This is a genomic window from Halomonas sediminis (assembly GCF_044871105.1).
In the GTDB taxonomy this organism is placed as follows: Bacteria; Pseudomonadota; Gammaproteobacteria; order Pseudomonadales; family Halomonadaceae; genus Vreelandella; species Vreelandella zhuhanensis.
The window spans coordinates 3,006,497-3,026,572 of record NZ_CP085246.1; the positions used below are offsets into that span (position 1 = coordinate 3,006,497).

Annotated in this window: 20 protein-coding genes; 3 read left to right on the forward strand and 17 right to left on the reverse strand. The window is 57.2% G+C overall.

What is annotated here, in order from left to right; genetic code table 11:
* Nucleotides 1-35: 35 nt before the first annotated feature.
* The 3 genes from LG290_RS14165 to LG290_RS14175 form a co-directional block, all read right to left on the reverse strand.
* On the reverse strand, nt 36-785 hold the full coding sequence (locus LG290_RS14165; RefSeq protein WP_499835346.1) for a copper resistance protein B: 750 nt from the start codon (nt 783-785) through the stop codon (nt 36-38).
* Entirely contained in the window at nt 782-2,482 is a 1,701-nt protein-coding gene (locus tag LG290_RS14170; protein ID WP_499835347.1) for a copper resistance system multicopper oxidase, read from the reverse strand. The genes LG290_RS14165 and LG290_RS14170 overlap by 4 nt, the downstream gene beginning before the upstream one ends.
* A 91-nt stretch (nt 2,483-2,573) precedes the next feature.
* Entirely contained in the window at nt 2,574-3,101 is a 528-nt protein-coding gene (locus LG290_RS14175; protein WP_499835348.1) for a cupredoxin domain-containing protein, read from the reverse strand.
* A 203-nt stretch (nt 3,102-3,304) separates the two neighbouring features.
* Here LG290_RS14175 and LG290_RS14180 point away from each other — a divergent pair, with 203 nt between their 5' ends.
* Nucleotides 3,305-3,970 carry a response regulator transcription factor gene (locus LG290_RS14180; protein WP_499835349.1) on the forward strand — a complete coding sequence of 222 codons (666 nt, stop codon included), beginning with the start codon at nt 3,305-3,307 and terminating at the stop codon, nt 3,968-3,970.
* Entirely contained in the window at nt 3,957-5,297 is a 1,341-nt protein-coding gene (locus LG290_RS14185; protein ID WP_499835350.1) for an ATP-binding protein, read from the forward strand. Before LG290_RS14180 ends, LG290_RS14185 begins: the two co-directional genes overlap by 14 nt.
* A 130-nt stretch (nt 5,298-5,427) precedes the next feature.
* On the opposite strand, the gene LG290_RS14190 is transcribed toward LG290_RS14185, so the two are convergent.
* The 8 genes from LG290_RS14190 to LG290_RS14225 form a co-directional block, all read right to left on the reverse strand.
* A complete protein-coding gene (locus LG290_RS14190) occupies nt 5,428-6,525 on the reverse strand; it encodes a type III polyketide synthase (RefSeq protein WP_499835351.1) in 1,098 nt (365 codons plus the stop codon).
* On the reverse strand, nt 6,522-7,700 hold the full coding sequence (locus LG290_RS14195) for an NAD(P)/FAD-dependent oxidoreductase (protein WP_499835352.1): 1,179 nt from the start codon (nt 7,698-7,700) through the stop codon (nt 6,522-6,524). Before LG290_RS14195 ends, LG290_RS14190 begins: the two co-directional genes overlap by 4 nt.
* Complete coding sequence (locus LG290_RS14200) at nt 7,697-8,479, reverse strand: methyltransferase domain-containing protein (RefSeq protein WP_499835353.1); 783 nt, start codon at nt 8,477-8,479, stop codon at nt 7,697-7,699. The genes LG290_RS14195 and LG290_RS14200 overlap by 4 nt, the downstream gene beginning before the upstream one ends.
* A 70-nt stretch (nt 8,480-8,549) precedes the next feature.
* Nucleotides 8,550-9,629: a patatin-like phospholipase family protein gene (locus tag LG290_RS14205; RefSeq protein ID WP_499835354.1), complete on the reverse strand. Its 1,080-nt coding sequence runs from the start codon at nt 9,627-9,629 to the stop codon at nt 8,550-8,552.
* A gap of 118 nt (nt 9,630-9,747) precedes the next feature.
* Nucleotides 9,748-9,927: a PLDc N-terminal domain-containing protein gene (locus LG290_RS14210; RefSeq protein ID WP_160419045.1), complete on the reverse strand. Its 180-nt coding sequence runs from the start codon at nt 9,925-9,927 to the stop codon at nt 9,748-9,750.
* Between the two features lie 81 nt (nt 9,928-10,008).
* A complete protein-coding gene (locus LG290_RS14215) occupies nt 10,009-10,524 on the reverse strand; it encodes a retropepsin-like aspartic protease family protein (RefSeq protein ID WP_499835355.1) in 516 nt (171 codons plus the stop codon).
* Nucleotides 10,525-10,551: 27 nt separating this feature from the next.
* Nucleotides 10,552-11,844, reverse strand: a complete 1,293-nt coding sequence (locus tag LG290_RS14220) for an MFS transporter (RefSeq protein WP_499837116.1) — start codon at nt 11,842-11,844, stop codon at nt 10,552-10,554.
* 461 nt (nt 11,845-12,305) lie between these two features.
* Nucleotides 12,306-12,452, reverse strand: coding sequence for a hypothetical protein (locus LG290_RS14225; protein ID WP_499835357.1), 147 nt, complete (start codon nt 12,450-12,452; stop codon nt 12,306-12,308).
* Between the two features lie 147 nt (nt 12,453-12,599).
* Here LG290_RS14225 and LG290_RS14230 point away from each other — a divergent pair, with 147 nt between their 5' ends.
* Nucleotides 12,600-12,980, forward strand: a complete 381-nt coding sequence (locus tag LG290_RS14230) for a hypothetical protein (RefSeq protein ID WP_499835358.1) — start codon at nt 12,600-12,602, stop codon at nt 12,978-12,980.
* Between the two features lie 4 nt (nt 12,981-12,984).
* Here LG290_RS14230 and LG290_RS14235 read toward each other — a convergent pair whose 3' ends face one another.
* The 6 genes from LG290_RS14235 to trmB all read right to left on the reverse strand — a co-directional run bounded on the left by LG290_RS14235 (nt 12,985) and on the right by trmB (nt 19,921).
* The gene (locus tag LG290_RS14235; protein WP_499835359.1) at nt 12,985-13,878 is read right to left on the reverse strand and encodes an AEC family transporter; all 894 of its coding nucleotides are present in this window, start codon (nt 13,876-13,878) and stop codon (nt 12,985-12,987) included.
* Between the two features lie 101 nt (nt 13,879-13,979).
* Nucleotides 13,980-16,952 carry a bifunctional [glutamate--ammonia ligase]-adenylyl-L-tyrosine phosphorylase/[glutamate--ammonia-ligase] adenylyltransferase gene (gene glnE, locus LG290_RS14240; protein WP_499835360.1) on the reverse strand — a complete coding sequence of 991 codons (2,973 nt, stop codon included), beginning with the start codon at nt 16,950-16,952 and terminating at the stop codon, nt 13,980-13,982.
* A 57-nt stretch (nt 16,953-17,009) separates the two neighbouring features.
* Entirely contained in the window at nt 17,010-17,381 is a 372-nt protein-coding gene (locus LG290_RS14245) for a diacylglycerol kinase (RefSeq protein WP_499835361.1), read from the reverse strand.
* A gap of 45 nt (nt 17,382-17,426) precedes the next feature.
* A complete protein-coding gene (dacB, locus tag LG290_RS14250; protein WP_499835362.1) occupies nt 17,427-18,899 on the reverse strand; it encodes a D-alanyl-D-alanine carboxypeptidase/D-alanyl-D-alanine endopeptidase in 1,473 nt (490 codons plus the stop codon).
* Between the two features lie 27 nt (nt 18,900-18,926).
* On the reverse strand, nt 18,927-19,256 hold the full coding sequence (locus LG290_RS14255) for a DMT family transporter (protein ID WP_499835363.1): 330 nt from the start codon (nt 19,254-19,256) through the stop codon (nt 18,927-18,929).
* Entirely contained in the window at nt 19,238-19,921 is a 684-nt protein-coding gene (gene trmB, locus LG290_RS14260; RefSeq protein ID WP_499835364.1) for a tRNA (guanine(46)-N(7))-methyltransferase TrmB, read from the reverse strand. Before trmB ends, LG290_RS14255 begins: the two co-directional genes overlap by 19 nt.
* Nucleotides 19,922-20,076: the final 155 nt, after the last annotated feature.

Here is a 20,076-nt window from a genome sequence, read left to right on the forward strand (position 1 = left end):
TCTCGAAGCAAAATGCAGGGTCCGTTCAGAGGGGGTTAGAAGGAGAGTCTCGCTCCAATAACGGCGAACCAGTCCTCCGTACTGCCGCCATCGGCTTCGGCGAAATCCGCCGTGTCTCCATACTTGCGTTCATGAACCACCCCCACATAGGGTGAGAAAGAACGGTCTATCAGATCGTAACTCAACCTGAGTCCGGTTTCGGTGGAAACCAGGCCCTTGCCGACCCCAATTTCCCGGTCTTCGCTGAATGCAACCGTGGCATCAAGATTAGCCGAAAGGATCCAGTAGTTCGTGAACAACAGCTCGTACTCCGCATCGAGCTCGGCGGACGTGTCTCCATCCTTGCTCACATAAAAATTCGTATCGACCTCAAACCACTGGGGGGCAAGGCCCGCAACACCCAGCACTGCATAGGTACGGTCGGGCCCCTCTGGGGTGTCGAATCTGACGCCAGCCTTGGCGTCAAAGAACTTGGAGATAGGAATCTGCCCAACCAGCTGGTTTTCAAGTCCCTCGTAAGTCTGCTCCTCTATGGCATACTCGCCCTTGCTCAGCCAACGAACCTTCAGGTCGTCAGTACCATAAAAGATATCTGCATCCCAGACAGCCAGTTCTTCATCGGCATCGCTGTAGCGGTACTCGAATTCTTCAAACTGGGCGCCCCATATAGTGATAGGCTTTTTTCGATCCGTGGTGTCAGACAGCATCTCCTGTGCCGACACCACCGCCGGGATGAGTACGCTACCCAGCAAGCTGACGGCCATCAACGATTTGGTACGGCTCATGCGTCACCTCCAGCGTCGGTCGCAGCTTCAGTGCTGGTCTGAGAAGCCTCAGGTCCGCCCTCGACAATGACCTTCCGGAACATCCCTGCAGCGGCGTGATACGACAGGTGACAATGGAAAGCCCACTGTCCAGGTGCATCGACCTCAGTTTCCATATACAGGGTGGTGCCTGGCTGAACACTGACCGTGTGCTTGATGGGATTCCATTCTCCCGCGCCCACATCGAGAATTGACCACATACCGTGGAGGTGCATGGGGTGCGTCATCATGGTTTCATTGACAAACTTGAAGCGAACGCGCTCGCCGTACTGAAGCCGGATTGGGTCCGCATCCTCGTACTTGACGCCATTGATGCTCCAGGTGTAGCGCTCCATGTTGCCAGTCAGGCGGAGCTCGATTTCCCGGGTTGGCTCCCGGTCTTCATAGAGCGGTTTCTGAGCTTTCAGGTCCGTGTACGAAAGGAACTTGCCACCGTTAGCTGCTGTTGGGGCGATACCACTGCCTTTTGCATAGAAGGGGTCACCGACCTCGCCTCCGTCTTCCATTATGCCGCCATGATCCATACCCGGCATAGAGGAGTGATCCATTCCTGCCATGCTGGAATCATCCATGTCCGACATAGTGGAATGGTCCATGTCACCGTGGTCCATTCCCGGCATTCCCGCCATGTCGGCCATGGTCAGGCGAGCGGGGTCACGCATGGGCGGTACGGGGGCTTGCATTCCTTCTTCCGGCGCAAGTGTTGCCCTGGCAAACCCGGAGCGGCCCATGGATTCGGCGAAAACAGTGTACGCCTGTGCATCTCGAGGACGCACAATCACATCATAGGTTTCAGCGACACCAATCCGGAATTCGTCCACATTGACCGGCTGGACGTTGTTGCCGTCCGCCTGCACAACGGTCATATCCAGGCCGGGAATACGCACGTCGAAATAGGTCATGGCAGAGGAATTGATAAACCTCAGGCGAATACGCTCACCGGGCTTGAACACGCCGGTCCAGTTCTGCTCCGGACCCTTGCCATTAATCATGCCGGTAAAGCCTTGAACATCCTCAATATCCGCCTTCATCATGCGCATATCGCCCCAGGCCAGACGATCTTTTACGCTGTCCATGAAGCCGTGCTCAGAAACCTCTGAAAAGAACTCTCCCACTGTCTGTTGCTGGCGATTGTAATAATCCGGCGTGGTTTTCAGATTGCGCATGATGCGGTCACCGGAGTGGGGATGTTTATCCGTCAGCTGGATGACGTAGTCGCGATCGTACCGGAAGGGTTCCCTTCCTTCGGGCTCAATCACGATGGCGCCAAAGGCACCGTCTGGCTCCTGAAAACCGGAATGGCTATGAAACCAGTAGGTTCCGGCCTGGACAATCGGGAAGTTGTAGGTGAACGTTTCGCCCGGCTTGATGCCGGGAAAGCTGATTCCCGGTACACCGTCCTGGTTGAACGGAAGAATCAGGCCGTGCCAGTGAATTGATGTCATTTCATCAAGGTTATTCGTCACATTGATGGTGACTTCTTCGCCTTCCTTGAAGCGCAACTCCGGGCCGGGCGATTTTCCGTTGTACCCGATACCTTCTTTTACGAAATCTCCGGTGTCAATCTTGATCCGGTCAACCGTCAGGTCGTATTCGCCAGCCAATGCGATCATCGGCAATAGCATACTCAAGGCACCTGCCAAAAGGCGTGCTTTCATTATGTTTTACTCCGCTATGCACTTACCACTTGCGGGGTGCCGAGCTTAAGCCGCCCGCGGCACCCGAATGACTCAGAGGATGGCCTCCGGATCAGTTGAAATTCACGTCGCCGTACATGCCAGCCTGGTAGTGGCCGGGCACATTGCAGGCGAATTCAAGATTGCCCTTCTCCGAAAATGTCCAGACGATCTCCTTGCTCTGGCCCGGCTCTAGCAACACACTGTTCGGATCGTCATGCTTCATGGAATGGCCGTTGCCCATATCCATTTCCATCATGTCGTGGTGCAGCTTGCCACCCTGGATAACCCCGTGCTCAACCATCATCATCATTTCCTCTTGGTGAGCTTCGTGCATGGCAGGCGTACCGATATTGAATTCGTGCACCAGATTGCCCTTGTTCTCCACCACAAAACGTACAGTCTCCCCCTGCTGGACCTTGAGAGATTCAGGCTCGTAGTAGTTGTCATGCATCTCGACAGTAATAGTTCGATCGGCTTCCGACGCCTTAGCCGGTTCACCGCTCTTCGCACCATGCCCATCTTCATGGGCACCAGCCCCTAGAGCTGTTACTGAAATCGACATGGCCACTGCGGCAACTATGAATTTTGATGCGTTCATCAAAACGTCTCCTGTGATATGGCTTGCGTTAAACCCTTTGTGGGTTTGTCCGGTAACTTGAGCATTCGATCAGAACGATCGCCACCATGGCGCATTAACCTGAATTCTTTCTGAAAATGCCGATATATTTGCTGTTCAGGCTGAATTCAGGTTACTCAGCGACACTGCCACAGCCTGCTTTGACCAAGAGAAGGAAACGATAAATGCGATTACTGCTGGTAGAGGATGACCACCTGTTAGCCGACGGGCTTGCCAGCCAACTTGAGAAAGCCGGTTTCAGCGTGGATACCACCCACACTGCCAGAGAAGCGATAATTCTGGGTGAGCAAGAAGATTATAGGGCCGGCGTATTGGACCTGGGACTGCCAGACGGAAATGGCCTTGACGTATTGCGGAAATGGCGCATGAGCAACGCCAACTTTCCGGTATTGATCCTTACTGCGCGAGGAGACTGGCAAGACAAAGTAAACGGCCTGAAGGCTGGCGCAGACGACTACCTTGCCAAGCCATTTCAGACGGAAGAATTGATTGCCAGGCTGAATGCCATCGTGCGCCGAAGCGAAGGGCGCGTGCAGTCCACTTTAAAGGCTGGACGCTTTGAGCTGGACGTGAACCGACAGAGCCTAAAAATGCCAGATGGTACTGAGCACAGTTTGACCGGTACTGAATTTCGCCTGCTTCGATGTCTCATGAGCCGCCCGGGGCATGTTTTTTCCAAGGAACAGCTCATGGAGCAACTTTACAACCTTAACGACAGCCCAAGCGAAAACGTCATCGAAGCCTATATCCGTCGCCTGAGAAAGCTGGTGGGTGTAAATACCATCGCCACACGCCGTGGTCAGGGGTACTTGTTTAATGATGCTGTTTAGAAAGCCGGCGTCCGTTAAGGGAACACTTCTGGCCCTGTTATTGCCGGCCAGCATCGTTCTGATGGCGCTTGCATGGCTTGTCCAGGGGTTATTGCTGGACAGGATGTCCCGAGAGTTCGTTGAGAGCCGGCTAAAGGATGAAGTGGCCTTCCTTGAGCATCAGATTCGTCAATCCGGTGGCAGAATAGACACGCTCCAGACAGGTGATTACTTCCAGGAAGTGTTTCATCATGCTTTCGCCATCCACTCATCCTCTCAAACGATGATTTCGCCGCAATCCTGGCGCCCTCTGCTGAGTCCCTTGCTGCAGTCCGATCGACAGGGAACTCTCAGAGTACGCGATGCGAAGGCACCCAATGCGCCTTCGGATATTCTCGCCTATCGCAAATCGTTTCTCGTTAACGACATCCCCATGGTGGTTATCGTTTCAGAAGACATGGGCGCGTTACAAAACAGCCAGGCAGAGCTACATGCTTGGACGGCTATCGTATCTATCCTGCTGATTCTTTTGCTTGTCGGGGTCATCTGGATGGTTATTACCCTGTCAATGTGGCCCGTTGCATCGCTTCAGGCCGCACTTAAAAAACTGCAGGGCGGTGAAATATCACGAATCAATGTCCAGGCCCCTGAGGAGTTCCGGCCCCTCGTGCAACAGCTCAATCAACTCCTCGATTCTCTCGATCAAAGGCTCGAACGTTCACGAGAGGCGCTAGCCAATCTCTCTCACAGTGTCAAGACGCCAATCGCGGCAGTTAGGCAGATCCTCGAAGATACCAGCCGCCCGCTCGATAATAGTCTGAGACACGAAATGGGATTGCGACTTGGTGATATCGACAAGCAGCTTGAAGCGGAAATGCGGCGTAGTCGATTCGCTGGCCCACAGGTTGGAAAAAGCACCTACCCAGTGAAACAAGCCAGAGATCTTTTGTGGATGCTAGGCCGTTTGTATCCTGAAAAGTCTTTCGAGCTGTCAACTGAACTTACGGACGAGCATCGTTGGCCCATTGAAGAGCATGACCTGAACGAAATACTCGGCAATCTTCTCGATAACGCTGGAAAGTGGTCCTCGCGATGCATCGAACTTTCCTTGAAGGAAGATCGCAAGCAAATGCAGATTGTGGTTAATGACGATGGCCCCGGCGTAGCCGAAGACGCCATAGGTAAGTTAGGCAAACGAGGGTTGAGGCTCGACGAACAGACGCCCGGACATGGCTTGGGTCTGGCAATCGTTTACGACATAATTCAACACTATGAGGGGCAGGTGGACTTTTCAAGAAGCCCCTCGAATGGATTAAAAGTGGAAATCGCCATTCGCCATCCTGCCTGAGACACCGGTTTCCATACACGAATATCGAGGCGTGGGCAATCAGGTTACCTATGTTAATGAGTTAATTACTCCCGGTCACTACAAGACACCCCTTGTTGATTCTCACGATATAAACGCTGCAGGGTTAGCGCTAGGCCAGAAGCACTCCCTCAAATGCCAATCCTGGCCCGAAGCCCAGCATTACGCAGGGACCGCTTGCCGCCTGGGCTTGCAGGCGTTCAAGCACGAACAGCACCGTTGGCGAGGACATGTTGCCATGTTCGGCCAATACCTCCCGGGAAGCCGCGTCGGCCTGCTCCGGCAGCGATAACGTCTGGGTTACCGCTCGCAGAATATCCGGCCCTCCCGGGTGGATCGCCCAGTGGGTCACGTCACTGACGGTCATGCCATGCCCTGCCAGCCAGCTTTCCATCCATTCTCCCAGCGAGGCACAAATCAATTTAGGCACTTCGCTCGATAGGGTCATTTCAAAACCATAATCCCCGACGCTCCAGGTCATGGCATTGCTGGAATGTTGAGCAATACGGCTCTGCGTCTCGATCAATTGCCACTTTTGCGCCCGGCTATCAGCCGGACCCAGAATCGCTGCTCCGGCGCCATCCGCGAACAGGCCATTGGCGACGATTTTCTGCGGGTCCCAGCCATACTGAAAATGCAAGCTGCATAGCTCGACACAGCAAAGCAGTACCCGCGCCTCTGGATGCTCCCTGACCAATCCACTTGCAGCGCGCATGCCATTGAGAGCGCCATGACAGCCCATGAAACCCAGGTTCAAGCGCCCGATATCCGCTGATAGTCCTAGGCGTTGAGGAAGTTCGCTATCGAGCCCCGGCGCTACCAAGCCGGTGCAGGTTACCGTCACCAGATGGGTAATTTCCCGGGGTTCGACCCGGCTGTTGCGCAGAGCCTCGCGACAGGCCCGCTCCGCCAGTGGGCCGGCTTCCTTCACATAACGTTGCAGCCGGGTGGCGGTACTCGGCCCGCGATCCTGTGCCGTTAGCGGAGGAGGAAAGAATCTCTCGAACCCTTCTGCGCCTTCTCCAGGACGCAGCAAGACACTGCCGCGACGTTGCACTCGGGTGTGTCGATAGATGCGTCGAAGCCAAGCCTGCTGGCGTTCATCACTGGTACAGCGCTGCTGGGCGAGTTCAATTGCAGCATCCTGCCCTAACACGCCTCTGGGCGAGGCGACACCGACCCCCATAAGGCTTGCCTGTGGCGTTTTCATTTCCCCTCCTTGGCGCTGAATCGGTAGCGACGATTGAGCCGTGCAATTAACGGCGCGGCCAGCGTCGGCACAGCGGTGACTACCGGCAATAATGTCGCCATCAGACGAGGACTACGCAGCAAGGCCGATACCATCCGGCAGGTGCGTTGCCGTTTGCCGATTATTTGGGTATGCCGGGCCGTCCACTGCCTGACAAGGCCAGGTCGCCACTGCTGGATAGCGTCAAGGGCCAAGGGTTCAATGGCAGCGGCCCCCGCCAGTGCCCAGCTCATGCCTTCGCCAGTGAAGGGTTCCACGTAGCCGGCCGCGTCTCCCACCATTAGTAGTCGCTCGGCACCCAGGCAAGGGCGGTAGCGTCTCATGCGGGGCGTACCCTGCCAATTCGACTCGTACAGCGAATCGAACAGCGCAAAACCCGAGGCTTGTAGCAAGTGAACCACGGCGAAAGTCGGTCCACCACACTGCTTTACCCAGGCCGGATCAAGAGCGGCACCGATATTCAGTTGCCCTCCCTCGACACGCACCAGGCCAACGTAACCATGCCGTCCACAGGCCATATGTATCGTGCCCGGATAGTAAAAAGCCGGCGCCTCAGCCAGCGTGGTACCTAGCCCGATGCGTGAAGTCTTATCGACATGCCGTACTTTCACGCTATCACCACGCAACAGCCGGCTACCCAGCCCATCAGCCCCGATGACCAACCGGGCACCGAGCGTTACTCGATCAGTGCCGTTATCCAGCACCACAGGGCGACACTCACGGCTGAAGGCCGGGGTATCGGCACCTTGCGTATTCGTCAACGATGCATGGGTGGTGGGTAGAAAACAGGCCCCGGCATCGATGGCGCGCTCCACAAGCCGGGCATCCAAGGTGCGGCGGCTAACGGCTCGGCCGATAGGCAATCCCAGCACCGCCTGCCTCTTACCGTTGGCCAGGCGAAGGTGAGAGTAAATCGGAGCGGTGCTAGCAACATCTTCCAGGCCGGCCTCATACAATGCTTGCAGCGTGGCGGCATTGAGACAGCCACCACAGGCCTTGTGACGCGGCCACACGGATTTTTCAACCAGCAAGACGCTGAAACCGCGGCGTGCCAGACGATAAGCCGTCACGCTTCCGGCGACACCCGCCCCCACGACGATCACATCCCACTCCCGGGACAAGCTGTGAAGCCTCATGGCAACGCGCCTTGGTGCGTCATTGGTGCCACTCCCTGGTTACGCGACCAGGACAGCATGAAGCGACTCGGCCAATGCCGCTCGAATCGCACTCCTTGAAGCCCTGCCTGACTTGCCAGCCGCCGTGCCTCGGCCACCGTCAGTGCTGCACGCACCGACCGCATTGCATCCACATGGACGATTTTCGAGGCCGAGAGCAGGCGAGTACCCACGTAGGCTAGACCATAGCCAGTGTGATTACGGATCAAATCACTGACCAGCAGGTGGTCGGTCTGTGCGGCCAGTTTTTCAAGTAGAGCGGCAATCTGGGCATCGCTGAGATGGTGCAGAAAAAGCGTGGAAGTGATGATGTCATAGCGAGCAAGCAAGGGGTCTTCAAGCACATCGAGAGGAAAAAAACTGACGTCCACCTTTTCACGAACGGCTTGACCCTGGGCGAAGTGGAGAGCCGTGGGACTGATATCACAGGCCTCGATACGCAGGCGAAGACCGGCGTCACGCGCACGACATGCCAAGGCAATGGCCACATCTCCCCCGCCGGTGGCGACATCCAGAACCGAAAGGCTGGAAAACCGCCGGGCCTTGGCAATGCGTGCAATTCGAGGCCACAATGCCGCCGCCGTTCGGCTTGCAGCATTGATGCGGCGCAGACCGTTTAGCGCTGCCTGATGCGCCTTTCGATCCAGCGCCGGATCGTCCATCAGTTCGCCTTCAAGCTGACGATGGGTAAGCGACATGAGCATGGTCCAAGCACCGGTGGTGAAAGAAACTGCATTCACTATCGTAAGCTCACCGCCAGGGGTCAAGCACTTGCCATCTGCGCTGATGATAGCCCGGTAACGCCCTCGCTCACTTTCGAGCGTCTTTCTCCGATGACTCATCGGGTATCGCAACCGGGCGAAAAGTGTCCTCGAACAACACATCCAGATCAAAGGTCGAATGATCGCCGAGGGCATCGAAATGGTCGTTCAGCCAACGTTCGGCCCAGGCGCGGCCCTGGGCATGCAGGCGAGACACAAAACCCCACTCGGCATTCATCTTGCTCGAAGCGCTGAGCTTCTCAACCTCCTGTTCGGCGTGAATCAAGTGCAAGCGCATTGAGCGATAGCTTTCCAGCTCCAGCCCTTCGGCATCGATCAATTGATGTAACAGCTGAATGCTGCGCAGCTCCTTTATCAGGCTTGAGTTGAAGGTTATTTCGTTGATTCTGTCGAGTATTTCCCGTGAACTCTCGGGCAATTTCTGTCGCACCAGCGGGTTGACCTGCACCACCACCAGGTCGCGACACCCTTGGTCATCGACCAGCGGATACAGCGCCGGATTACCGCTATACCCGCCATCCCAATAGGCTTCGCCATCGATCTCGACTGCCGGAAACATGAACGGTAGGCAGGCCGAGGCCATGACGGTGTCCACGCTCAACTCAGGCTGACGAAAGATCTTTGCCCGCCCGGTGCGCACGTTGGTGGCGGTCACGAAGACCTTTACTTTGCGACAGGCATTGACCAGGTCGAAATCGACCTGCTCCAATACCAGATCACGCAAAGGATTGACCTTGAGTGGATTAAGCTTGGTCGGCGGTATCAGCTGGGTCAGGTTTTCAAAAAACAGGTAGCTGGGTGAGTAATCAAGGCTGTCATTACCCATTAGCCGATCCCAGAAGCTGCGCTGAATCGGTGAAAAGCGCGCGGCCTCACTGACGGCTTTCCAGAACGTATACAATGCTTCGCGCGCACCCTCACGGCCCCCCGTATGCAAGCCGGAAGCCATCACCACCGCATTCATGGCCCCGGCACTGGTACCGCTGACACCATCGATTTCCAGACGTTCATCTTCCAACAGGCGGTCCAGAACTCCCCAGGTCAGAGCTCCGTGCGAGCCACCGCCCTGCAACGCCAGGTCAATGCGCTTGCAATCGCTGTTTGGCATAATTTCTCCTTTCAAGCCCAAGACTGACCTGCAGTGTAAGCGGTCTCTTTCTCGAAGTCGCATGGACAAAAAAGGGCAAGCCATTGGCTTGCCCTTGAAAGAAGCTACATTTTTACGACTATCCCTTGGGCCCGAACAATAACCAGACGATCAGACCGACTAGCGGGAAAATCAGCAGACCAAGAATCCAGAGAACCTTGGCCACCCCCCCGGCCGAGCTTTTTGCCACCTTGACGATTGCCCAGATCACGATGATCAGCCAAATCAGCCCCAGTAGCCCACCAACTTCAATGCCCATGGTAATCTCCTTATCCTTAGCGGGGTGGTAATGAGTAGCCCTCAGCTAAGCACAAGGTCGAAGACTTCTCAAGAGGAGTATTTACTGGCTCGGGGGTCTGAGCAACATCTCCCCGTCACGAATTTCAATGGTCAGGTGATTGAGAAAACTCATCCCCAGCAGGACGGTATCGCCTTCCATGCCCGGGCTGATCGAACCCTTTACATTACGCAGCCGAATGCCTCCCAAGGCGATTTCCTCAACCTCGGTCAAGGAGCCTTTCACTCGTCCATTGGCGGTATTGAACCAGGCACTACGCCCGGGCTTCAGCCCCAGAGTTTCGGCAAGTGGTGTCGGTATCGCCACATAAGTGGCCCCGGTATCGAGCAGAAACCTTACCGGTTCCCCATTGATATACCCCGGGGCCACAAAATGCCCCGCCCGGTTACGTCTGAGAGTGACCGGTTCATCATCGGGCGACGTATTGACCAAGTGAGCATTGGGGCGAACCATATTCTCCAGGCCACCTTGCAGCCACCAGGTACCCACGACCATCAGCAACACCCAGAACAGCAGCATCATTCCCAGCCCGCTGCGGCGAAGCCTACGATTGGACATGGCTCACCTCACCTCATTCAATGGGTCTCAATTGGAAGAGCGTTCCTGTGGTTTCCATGCGCAAGCCGCCCGGCGTCCTCGGGTTTCATTCACTTGCGTACATATCAACATAGCCGTAATAAACAAGGCAGCACATAATAGAATAGAGGCTTGAAGACCGATAAATGCCTGTAATGTACCCAGCATGACAATACCGAACACACTCGCCAGCTTGTTGGCCAGGCCCCAAAACCCAAAAAATTCTGCCGCTTTGGGTAAGGGCGTGAAAAGCCCCACCAGCACGCGGCTGGCAGATTGGCTCGACCCCAGGCTGGCACCCGCCAAGCAACCCACCACCAGAAATACATGTTGTGCTTCCAGTGTCAGGTCCAGGTAAGTATTCAGTAATACCGTGAGTTGTGGCGTGGCCCAAATAGCCAGGATGGAGCTCACCCATAACCCCAAGGTGATCTGATAGGTGAGTTTGGCCCCCAGGTGATCCTGTATCCAGCCGAAGCCAAGCGCTCCGGCGGCGGCGGTAATCTGCACGATAATGAACATCACGTTGCGAATAGCGCCATCCCACTGGATAACCTGGGCACCGTAGATAAACGCGAAGGAAATAATGATGTAAATGCCTGCCATGGAGAACAGCAGCGATACCAGAAATATTCCCAGATCCTGAAAATAGCGCAGGTCTTCCAAGGTCGTCCTGACCCGCTCCTTGGCGATCACCCGGTAGTGGACGCCCGGTGGTTGAGGCGTGCCACGCTCTTTCAGCCACATGAAAGTGGGAATGGCGGCCACCAGAAAAAAGCCGGCGGCAAACGGCCCGACCCAGCGGATACGCTCGAAATTCTCGGCGGTGGTCTCGCCCAGTGCCACCAGGGTAAAGCCCGCGGCAAACAACCCCCCAATGTAGCCCAGCGCCCAACCGAATCCTGAAATCTTGCCCATTGCCTCCGGTGGGCCGAGATCCGGCAGAAATGAGGCGATAAAGGCTTCTCCCATCGAATAGGCGTAATTCGACAGCACAATCAGCAAGAACCCCAACATCACATACCCCGGCGCGACAAAATACAGCATCGCCGTGGTAGCCACGGTCGCCAGGTAGCTAAGGAACAAAAAGCGTTTCTTCTCGGCACGATAATCCATTACCGCGCCGCACAATGGCGCGGTGAGCACCACCATCAACGAACTGAGTGCTAACGCCAGGCTCCACAGAAAATTCGCAAAGCGATAATTGTCGCCACGCTCACCCACGATCACGGTAGTGAATAACTCGCCGAACACCACGGTAATGATCAGCAGCGTATACGCCTGGTTAGCAAAGTCGAACATTGCCCAGCCAAAGATTTCACGGCGTGAGGTCCGGCGCGGAAGGGAAGGCAGCTCTACCAATGACACGATAAGTAGTCTCTCAGGGGCAAGCGCAGAGCCTAACAGCTTGGGGTTTGAAGACGCCACGAAGAAAATATGGGAAAACATAAGGGCACGTTATAATGGGAGGAATTCGTCTGTGTGCTACACAGCACGGATAAGCAAGGCGCAACACGTGTCGCTCAACAGTTGCGATGCGCCATCATGAACCTGGCGATTCCTCATGCCTATTCGCCCATTTACCCTCACTTGACCGTGAGTATGGGGGGTAGCCAGCCTGCCTCCACTGACACCTACCACACCGGAAGTACTCCTTGAATGTGCCGACCAACGGCTTTATCAAGCCAAACGCCCCGGGCGTGATCGCATCGAGACCGGTGCAGCAGAGAATATGGGATAAAACCCGCTTACGTTCCAGAAGCCTACAACAGCCAATGAGCGACCACGGCCGCCAGCCCGACGATCAGTGCCGTTATCACGGCAACCGACACCACTCGGTCCAGCCAACGATCAAAGGTGGCCCATCGCGGTCGGCGTCGCGTGGCACCTTGGCGGGGCTGCCGGCTCATGAGACTTTCTTGTTCATGATGAAGACCTTATTTGTTGAAATGCCGAGACCGCATTGTGCTCCTCTTGGCATGATATACAGCATAAAAGTGAACTCGCCATCTACAGTATGTTCGAATGGGTTGAGATTTCACTTACGGAGCAGCGCAATGTCTCATACCAATCGGGACCCGCGAAACAACGCCGCTTGGCAGGCAGCCAGTCAATGGCGGGCGCGGGCCACCCGGACTCGCCCTAACGGGATCATGGATAGCCTCAAGCTGCTGCTTATCTGGTTGGTTCTGGGTGCGCTGATGATCGTCGGCGTTATTCTGGGGCTATTCTTTCTGCTGGTTGGCTGGGCGATGATGCCCTTGGTGCGTTACCGGTTGAAAAAGCGCATGGAGCAGATGCGGGCCAACCAAGCCGAAGATATTGGCGGCGATACGTCTGCATACGATAAGAATCGTTCAGGCTCGCAGGACGTACTCGAAGGTAGCTATGAGGTGAAGGACCAGGTGAAAGACAACCCTAGAGACTCCTCGCGCTAACCTCTCAGCCGGGTGCGTACACCCAGGCGAACACTGCCGCCAGGGTCAATGGCATCACCACCAGACTACCCAAGTTGCCGATCAGCACCAGCGAGGCCACTTTTTGCGGTGAGAGGCGGTACTGTTCGGCCACCAGGTAATTGAGCACCGCCGGGGGCAGTGCGGAAAACACCAGCAAAACCGCCGTCTGGAGAGGGTTCAGTGGCAATAGCCAGATTAACGGCAACGCAATCACCAAGCCGGAAAGTGGGCATAACAGCGCTCCCAGCAAGCCGGTTCGCCAATCACTGAAATCAATCTCCAGCAACCGCACGCCAAGCGCAAACAACATTAACGGAATACAGACCCCGCCCAGCATGTGCATGGCTTCCAGCAACCAGGCGGGTAACGGCAAACCGCTGACGTTCACTCCCAGCCCGGCCAGGCTCGAAAACACGATCGGCATGCGCAGCAAGCGCCACAGGGATGTGCGCGGGTCGAGCATGTAAAGCCCCACCGAAAAATGCAGCAGCATCTCCACGATGAACACCACCACCGCCGCAGGCAATGCCTCCGGGCCGAAGGCCAGCACCAGCAACGGCACCCCCATGTTGCCGGAATTGTTGAACATCATCGGGGGCAAAAATACCTTGGGGTCGAGCTTCAGCCATTTAACCAACGGCCATAGCACAAGCCCCGCGCCCAGCACCACGACCATGGCTGCGGTCGCCAGCCAGGCGTAATCCGCCAGCGGCGCCTGACGGTCGGCCAGCACCGCAAAAACCAACAGTGGAACGAACAGCTCCATATTGAGGGTGTTGAGGCTGCGAATGTCGGGGGTACGAAAGCGGCCATACAGGACGCCGCAGCCGGCGATCAAGAACACCGGCAGCAAGGTCGTCAGAATATGTCCGATCATGCCATCCCCCTGCGACCCACCCAGGAGGTGGGTCGCGGCTGTCTATCACCCATGTTGAGAAACCCTTGTCGGTTCACGCAGAACACCGCTTGATTGACGCCTCAAGCAACGTCAGGTTCGAGGAAACGTTTCCATAGGGTGATGACGGCCTGACGGTGTGCCTCGAAGTCTCGCTTATTGCCCTTGGCAGGTTCTCCGGTCAAGGCCGCGCGGTGAACCCGGCTGCGATAGGCCAGATAAGCCTCGCGCAGCCGCTCGGCTTCGTCATGATTCAGGTGGCCAGCGTCGGCCAACGTCTCCAGAATCCGGCTGTTATCGCTGTAGTTCAGCAGTGCCGGCGTTTCGTGAGCGAGAGAAAGCACGGCGTACTGACACAGGAATTCGATATCCACCATGCCGCCCGGGTCATGCTTGAGATCGAAAGTACCGCCGTCTTGTTGTTTGCTGGCCAGATGTTCCCGCATCTTGTGGCGCATCTTGACCACTTCGTCGCGGAGCGTCTTTTCATTCCGCGACTGCGCCAGAATATCGCCACGCAGCGCCGAAAAACGCTCGGCCAGGGCCGGGTCTCCCGCCACCACCCGTGCACGTACCAGCGCCTGATGTTCCCAAGTCCAGGCATGCTGGCGCTGGTAGTCGATAAACCCATCCAGAGATGTCACCAGTAGCCCGGCGTTGCCCGAAGGCCGCAACCGCATGTCCACTTCATACAGGCTTCCGGCCGGGGTGACAGCGGTTAAAAGATGAATGATGCGCTGTCCAAGCCGGGTGAAAAAGACCGGCGTATCGATCGACCGGGGGCCGTCGGTGCTGCCCTTGCCGTCGCTGTCGTGCAGAAACACCAGGTCCAGATCGGAGCGATACCCCAGCTCGATCCCCCCCAGCTTGCCGTAGCCCACAATCAGAAAAGCCGGATCGCCCACCGCCGCCAGGCCCTCAGGCGTTCCGTACTTGCGGGTGACGTGCTTCCAGGCCATGGCCAGGACGGCGTCCAGAATCACTTCCGCGATATAGGTCAGGTAATCGCTGACTTTCATCAGATGGCGGGTGCCGGCGATATCGGACGCGGCCACGTGAAGCACCTGAGCATGCTTGAACACGCGCAGCGCCTCTAGTTGGGCCTCTTCATCGTCTTCGGGAATGCGATTGAGCGATTGGCGCAATTCATCGGCCAACCGCGTCTTGTCCGCCGGCGTGTAAAGCGTTTCCGGCGTCAGCAATTCATCCAGCAGCAGGGGGTAGCGTGCCAGTTGCTCGGCAATCCAGGGGCTGGGGCCGCACAGGTGCATCAAATGCTCGAGTGCCTGGGGGTTTTCCCGCAGCAGTGCCAAGTAGGCGGTGCGGCGTAATACCGCTTCTATCAGTGGTAGCACCCGTGCCAGCGCCAGGTCGGGAATCTGGCTTTCGGACAATGCATCCAGCAACAACGGCATCAACGCATCCAGGCGTTCAAAGCCGATACGCTGCATGCTCTGTACCTGGCGCGAATGATAGAGTCCGTGCAGGCGTTTGAGCGACTTGGCGGGATCTTCGAACCCGGCCTGGGCCAGCAGCGCCTGGGCTTCCTCCTGATCCAGCTCCCCCCGCCAGACCAGGCGCCATTGGGCCAGGCTCAGGCCTTCACCGCTCACGCCGGTATCGTTGATATCATCTTCCGGGTCTGCGATCACCGCATCGAAATGGCCACGCACCCGCTCGCGCACCTCGTCGAGCTGAGCCATCAGCGACGGCCAGCCGTCATGATCAAGGGCCAGTGCCACGCGTTCGCGATCATACTCCTCCACCGGCAGGGTTTGGGTCTGTCGGTCTTCGAGTGCCTGGATGGCATGTTCCAGATCGCGCAGAAAAGCGTAATCCGGCAATAACTCATCCACGACCTCTTGCGGCAACAAACCCAGTGCCGGGAGGCGCTTGAGTGCCGTTTGCAGGGAGGTGACCTGAAGTTCGGTGTCGCGTCCACCGCGAATCAACTGGAAGGCCTGTACCACGAATTCAACTTCGCGAATGCCGCCCGGCCCGAGCTTGATATTGCTTTGCATGCCGCGCCGTCTCACTTCGCGGTTGATCATGCCCTTGAGTTCGCGCAGCGATTCGATCGCCCCGAAATCCAGGTACTTGCGATACACGAAGGGTCTCAAACCGGCCAAGAGTTCCGCTCCTGCGTCACGGTCACCGGCTACCGGGCGCGCCTTGAGCATGGCGTAACGCTCCCATTCCCGACCCTGGTCCTGATAGTAGCTCGAGAGCATGGCGAAGCTGCCCACCAGAGGGCCGCCATCGCCCAGCGGGCGCAGGCGCATGTCCACGCGAAAGGCAAAACCGTCCGCCGTCACCGCATCCAGGGCGGTAATCAGGCGCTGGCCCAGCTTGGTGAAATATTCCTGATGATCCAGAGACTTGCGACCGCCTTGGGTCTCGCCTTTTTCGGGGAAGGCGAAGATCAGATCAATGTCCGAGGAAAGGTTGAGCTCACCGGCACCCAGCTTGCCCATCCCCAGAATGACCAGGCGCTGAGAACTGCCATCGTTGCGCACTTGGGGATATCCCCAGCGTGGTGCCAGGAAGGCTTCCAGCCAACCCAGGGCGGCATCCAGACACACTTCGGCCAGGCATGACACCGCCGCCGCGGTGTCCCACATATCCACACCTTGCTTGCGATTGAGATCACGCCAGACGATACCCAGCATGCGCGCTCGGCGGAATTGACGAACCACCTTGTGCATGGCTTCTTCGTCAGCGGCACCTTCCAGCGTTTCGTCGAGCCATTGGCGTAGGGTATCGGCGGCGGGCGCCTCATCCAGCTCACCCACGGCATCCAGCTCGGCAAGCCAGCTTGGGTAACGCGCCAGGGTATCCAGGGCAAACGTGGAGATGCTCACCACCCGCGCCAGCGCCCGGCGACGGCTGTCACTCAATGCCTGCCAGCTTTCCGACGGTAACTCCTGTTTATTCATCGAGGCCAGATTGTCCGCCTGCTCCAAGGACTCCTGCAAACGTTGCCAGGCTTGGGCTAGCGGTTCTTGCAGCGGAGTGGGAATTTCATCCCGTGGCAGAAAATCTTCGGCAAAGCCCATGCGTACCTCACGAATTCAAGAGTCAACGAAACGATGGAGAAAACAGCGCGAGGCTCCTCAGCCCCACATCTTTTGGCCCAATAGCAGCAACCAGACGAGCCCCGCCAGTAGCAGCGCCAACATCACCGCCGCGGAACTGATGTCCTTGGCTCGCCCGGAAAGCTCATGATGCTCGATACCGATACGATCCACCACGCTTTCAATGGCACTATTGAGCAGTTCCACAATCAGCACCAGTACCGCGCTGCCAATCAACAGAATCCAGCTTACTGGGTCCTCGCCTACCCACCACGCCAGCGGCAACAACAGCAAGCAAACGCCGACTTCCTGACGAAAAGCGGTTTCATGGCGAAAAGCGGCGTTTAACCCCCTGAGTGAATAATGCGTCGACTTGACCAGATGGCGCCAACCGGTATGTCTGGGTTTCATGAATGTTCCTTTGTGCGAGCGGCTGAAAAGCGTCTTCCTGTCAGATTAATGTGCCAGGATAAACGTCTCAAGATCCTGAGACAGGGGGTCGAGCACAAGCGACCAGTTTAGGTACGGTGTCGAACCAGTCCCATTGACCAGCACGCTGAACACGCCCCAATCTCCTGAAACGGTGCGGAAATAGCCCCCCACCGCGCGCACTGCCACCGGCTGGTTCAAGGTGCCGGTCTTGAGCATGACATTATTCTGGAACACCTCCGGGCCGCGTCGGATAAAGCGCATCACCCCGTTGGAAGGCGATTGAAACGCCGCCACGAAGCTGGGAAACAGCGCCCCTTGATGAAACATGTTTTCGAGCATGACATTGATGCCATGGGCGGAGGTACGGTTTTCCGTGGTCAGCCCACTACCACTGAGCAACTCCAGCGGTCCATGCCCCGGCAGGCTTGCCGCGAAGCTTTCCAAGGCCGCCCCAGCCTGATCCAGTTCTGCTCGGGGCGTCTCTACCAAGGAAAGCGCCAGCACATCGGCCATGAAATTATTGGAATAGTTCATGGTACGCAGCAATAACTCCTGCAGTGGCAAGCCTTCCACCACTGCCAGGCTGGTGGCATTACTCGGTGGAGGCTCAGTGGTGATACGCGCAGGTGCAGCCAGCCTTATTCCTGCCTGTTGCAGCATGGCGGCAAGGGTCTGGGCGGTCTGCAAGGCGGGGTCACTCGCCGCCCGGTAGATGTCCCTTGGATGGGCGTTGGTGGAAATCTGGCCGCTCACCCTCATCACATCCCCGCTCTCACTGCTGATACGTTCGGCATTGAGCTCTGTACCGCTATTGTCCGGTCGGGTCACCACGCGATTGTCGATCCGCGTGAGCGGCACCTGGCTATCGCAGCTGGTGACCCTTGCGGGTTTCTCTGGCGTGCCGGCCGGTGCCACATTGATACACCAGTTGCCGTAATTGACCCCCGCCGAAGACAGCAGCGCACTGTAGGAATTGGCCACTCGCGACTGCGCCTCGCAGCGATCGGTGGTCAGACAGTTAACCGGGCCGAAACGCCATTGGCTGATCACCAGGGCGCCATTCACATCGCGCACACCGGTCTGTTGCAAACGCTGCACCAGACGCCACAGATTTTCTGTGGTCAGGTTCGGATCGCCGCCGCCTTCGAACACCAGGTCGCCGTGCAAGACGCCATCGGCATCCACCACGCTGCTACTCACCAGGCGTGAGGTAAACCGATGCTGCGGGCCGAAGCGCGCGAGCATCGCCGCCGCCAGGTAAGCCTTGGTCACCGAGGCTGGCGACAACTGACGCAGGGGTTCGATCTGGCCCAGCATTTTACCCGGCACAGCGCCCCCGCCCAGCAAACGCGCTTCGGCACTGATTGAAAAGCCCTTCTCGCTGAGTTGACCTAGCCGCGAAAAATCCGCTTGCAGGCTGTGGCTGACCAACAAAAAAGCCAGCGCACCGCCGGCCATCAGGGTACAGCGGTATATCCGTCCGGCAGCCCACTTCATTATTCTCACGTTGCTCTCACCTTCACTTCAATGCACAGTCATATTGGAAAACAGCTGCAGGGTAACCACCCCCACCACAATAAAGCCAATGCCGATCACCGCCGGCAAGTCCGGCTTTTCGCCGTACACTACCATTCCCACCACTGTCACCAGCACAATGCCCAGCCCAGCCCAGATGGCATAGGCCAACCCCACCGGCAGGCTGCGCAGCACCAGGCTCAACAAATAAAAAGCCAGGCCATAGCCCACGACGACCACCAAGGTAGGCACCGGCTGGGTAAACCCCGACGAGGCCTTTAGCGCACTGGTGGCGACAACTTCCGCGATGATCGCCAGGATCAGGTAAACAAAGGCCATTTTCGCTCCAGCTCCACTACTGAGCGCCACAATGCCTGGCCACTCTGGTTGTATTTGGCTTCAAAGGGTGTCAGATAATCATCCCCCGGGTAAAACCGTTCAATGGTGGCCGCCTTGCCGGTTACCTGGGTAACCGCCTGGGCAAACTCTTCCACGTAAATCTGCCAGTTGGAGCGCAGTTCCAGGCGTCCGCCCAGCGCCAGGAGCGTGGGAAATACCGGGTGCCCATGCCAGCGCATCTTCAGGTGTCCCGCTTTGGGGTAAGGGTTGGGGTACAGCAGGTAATGGTAGGCAAGCGGCCATTCGGCCTGATACAGAAGACGCCAGAAATCCACCAGGTCGGCCCTGACCAACAAGGCGTTGGAGGGCAAATGGCCATGCTCACGGCTCAGGCGGTCGGCGCTGCGGTCCACGCCGATTACCGCATGATCGGGAAATTGCTGCGCCAGGTGCCGTGTCGACACGCCCACCCCGCACCCGGCATCCACGATTAGCGGCAGTTCATGTCGCTGCGCGTACCACTGTTCAGCCAAGGCAAACCCCTGGCGGGTATGCTCGGCAATCGGTTTTTGCATCGGATGGGCCAGAGCGCGACTGACGCGGCGCGGCAAGTCCTGATGCGGCCCAGCTTGATTGGACACTACCTGGCGTGAATTGTGTTGCATCCCGGCCTCTTGGCGATATAAAGCCCGGATTCTACCAGTCTCACGGCGCTGCGGCATGACGCAGTCACATCGCCGGTGCTATCATCACAGGCCTGATACTGATAACCACCGTTCAACGAGGAACCCGGCTTGTCACACTTACCGGTGATTGTCGG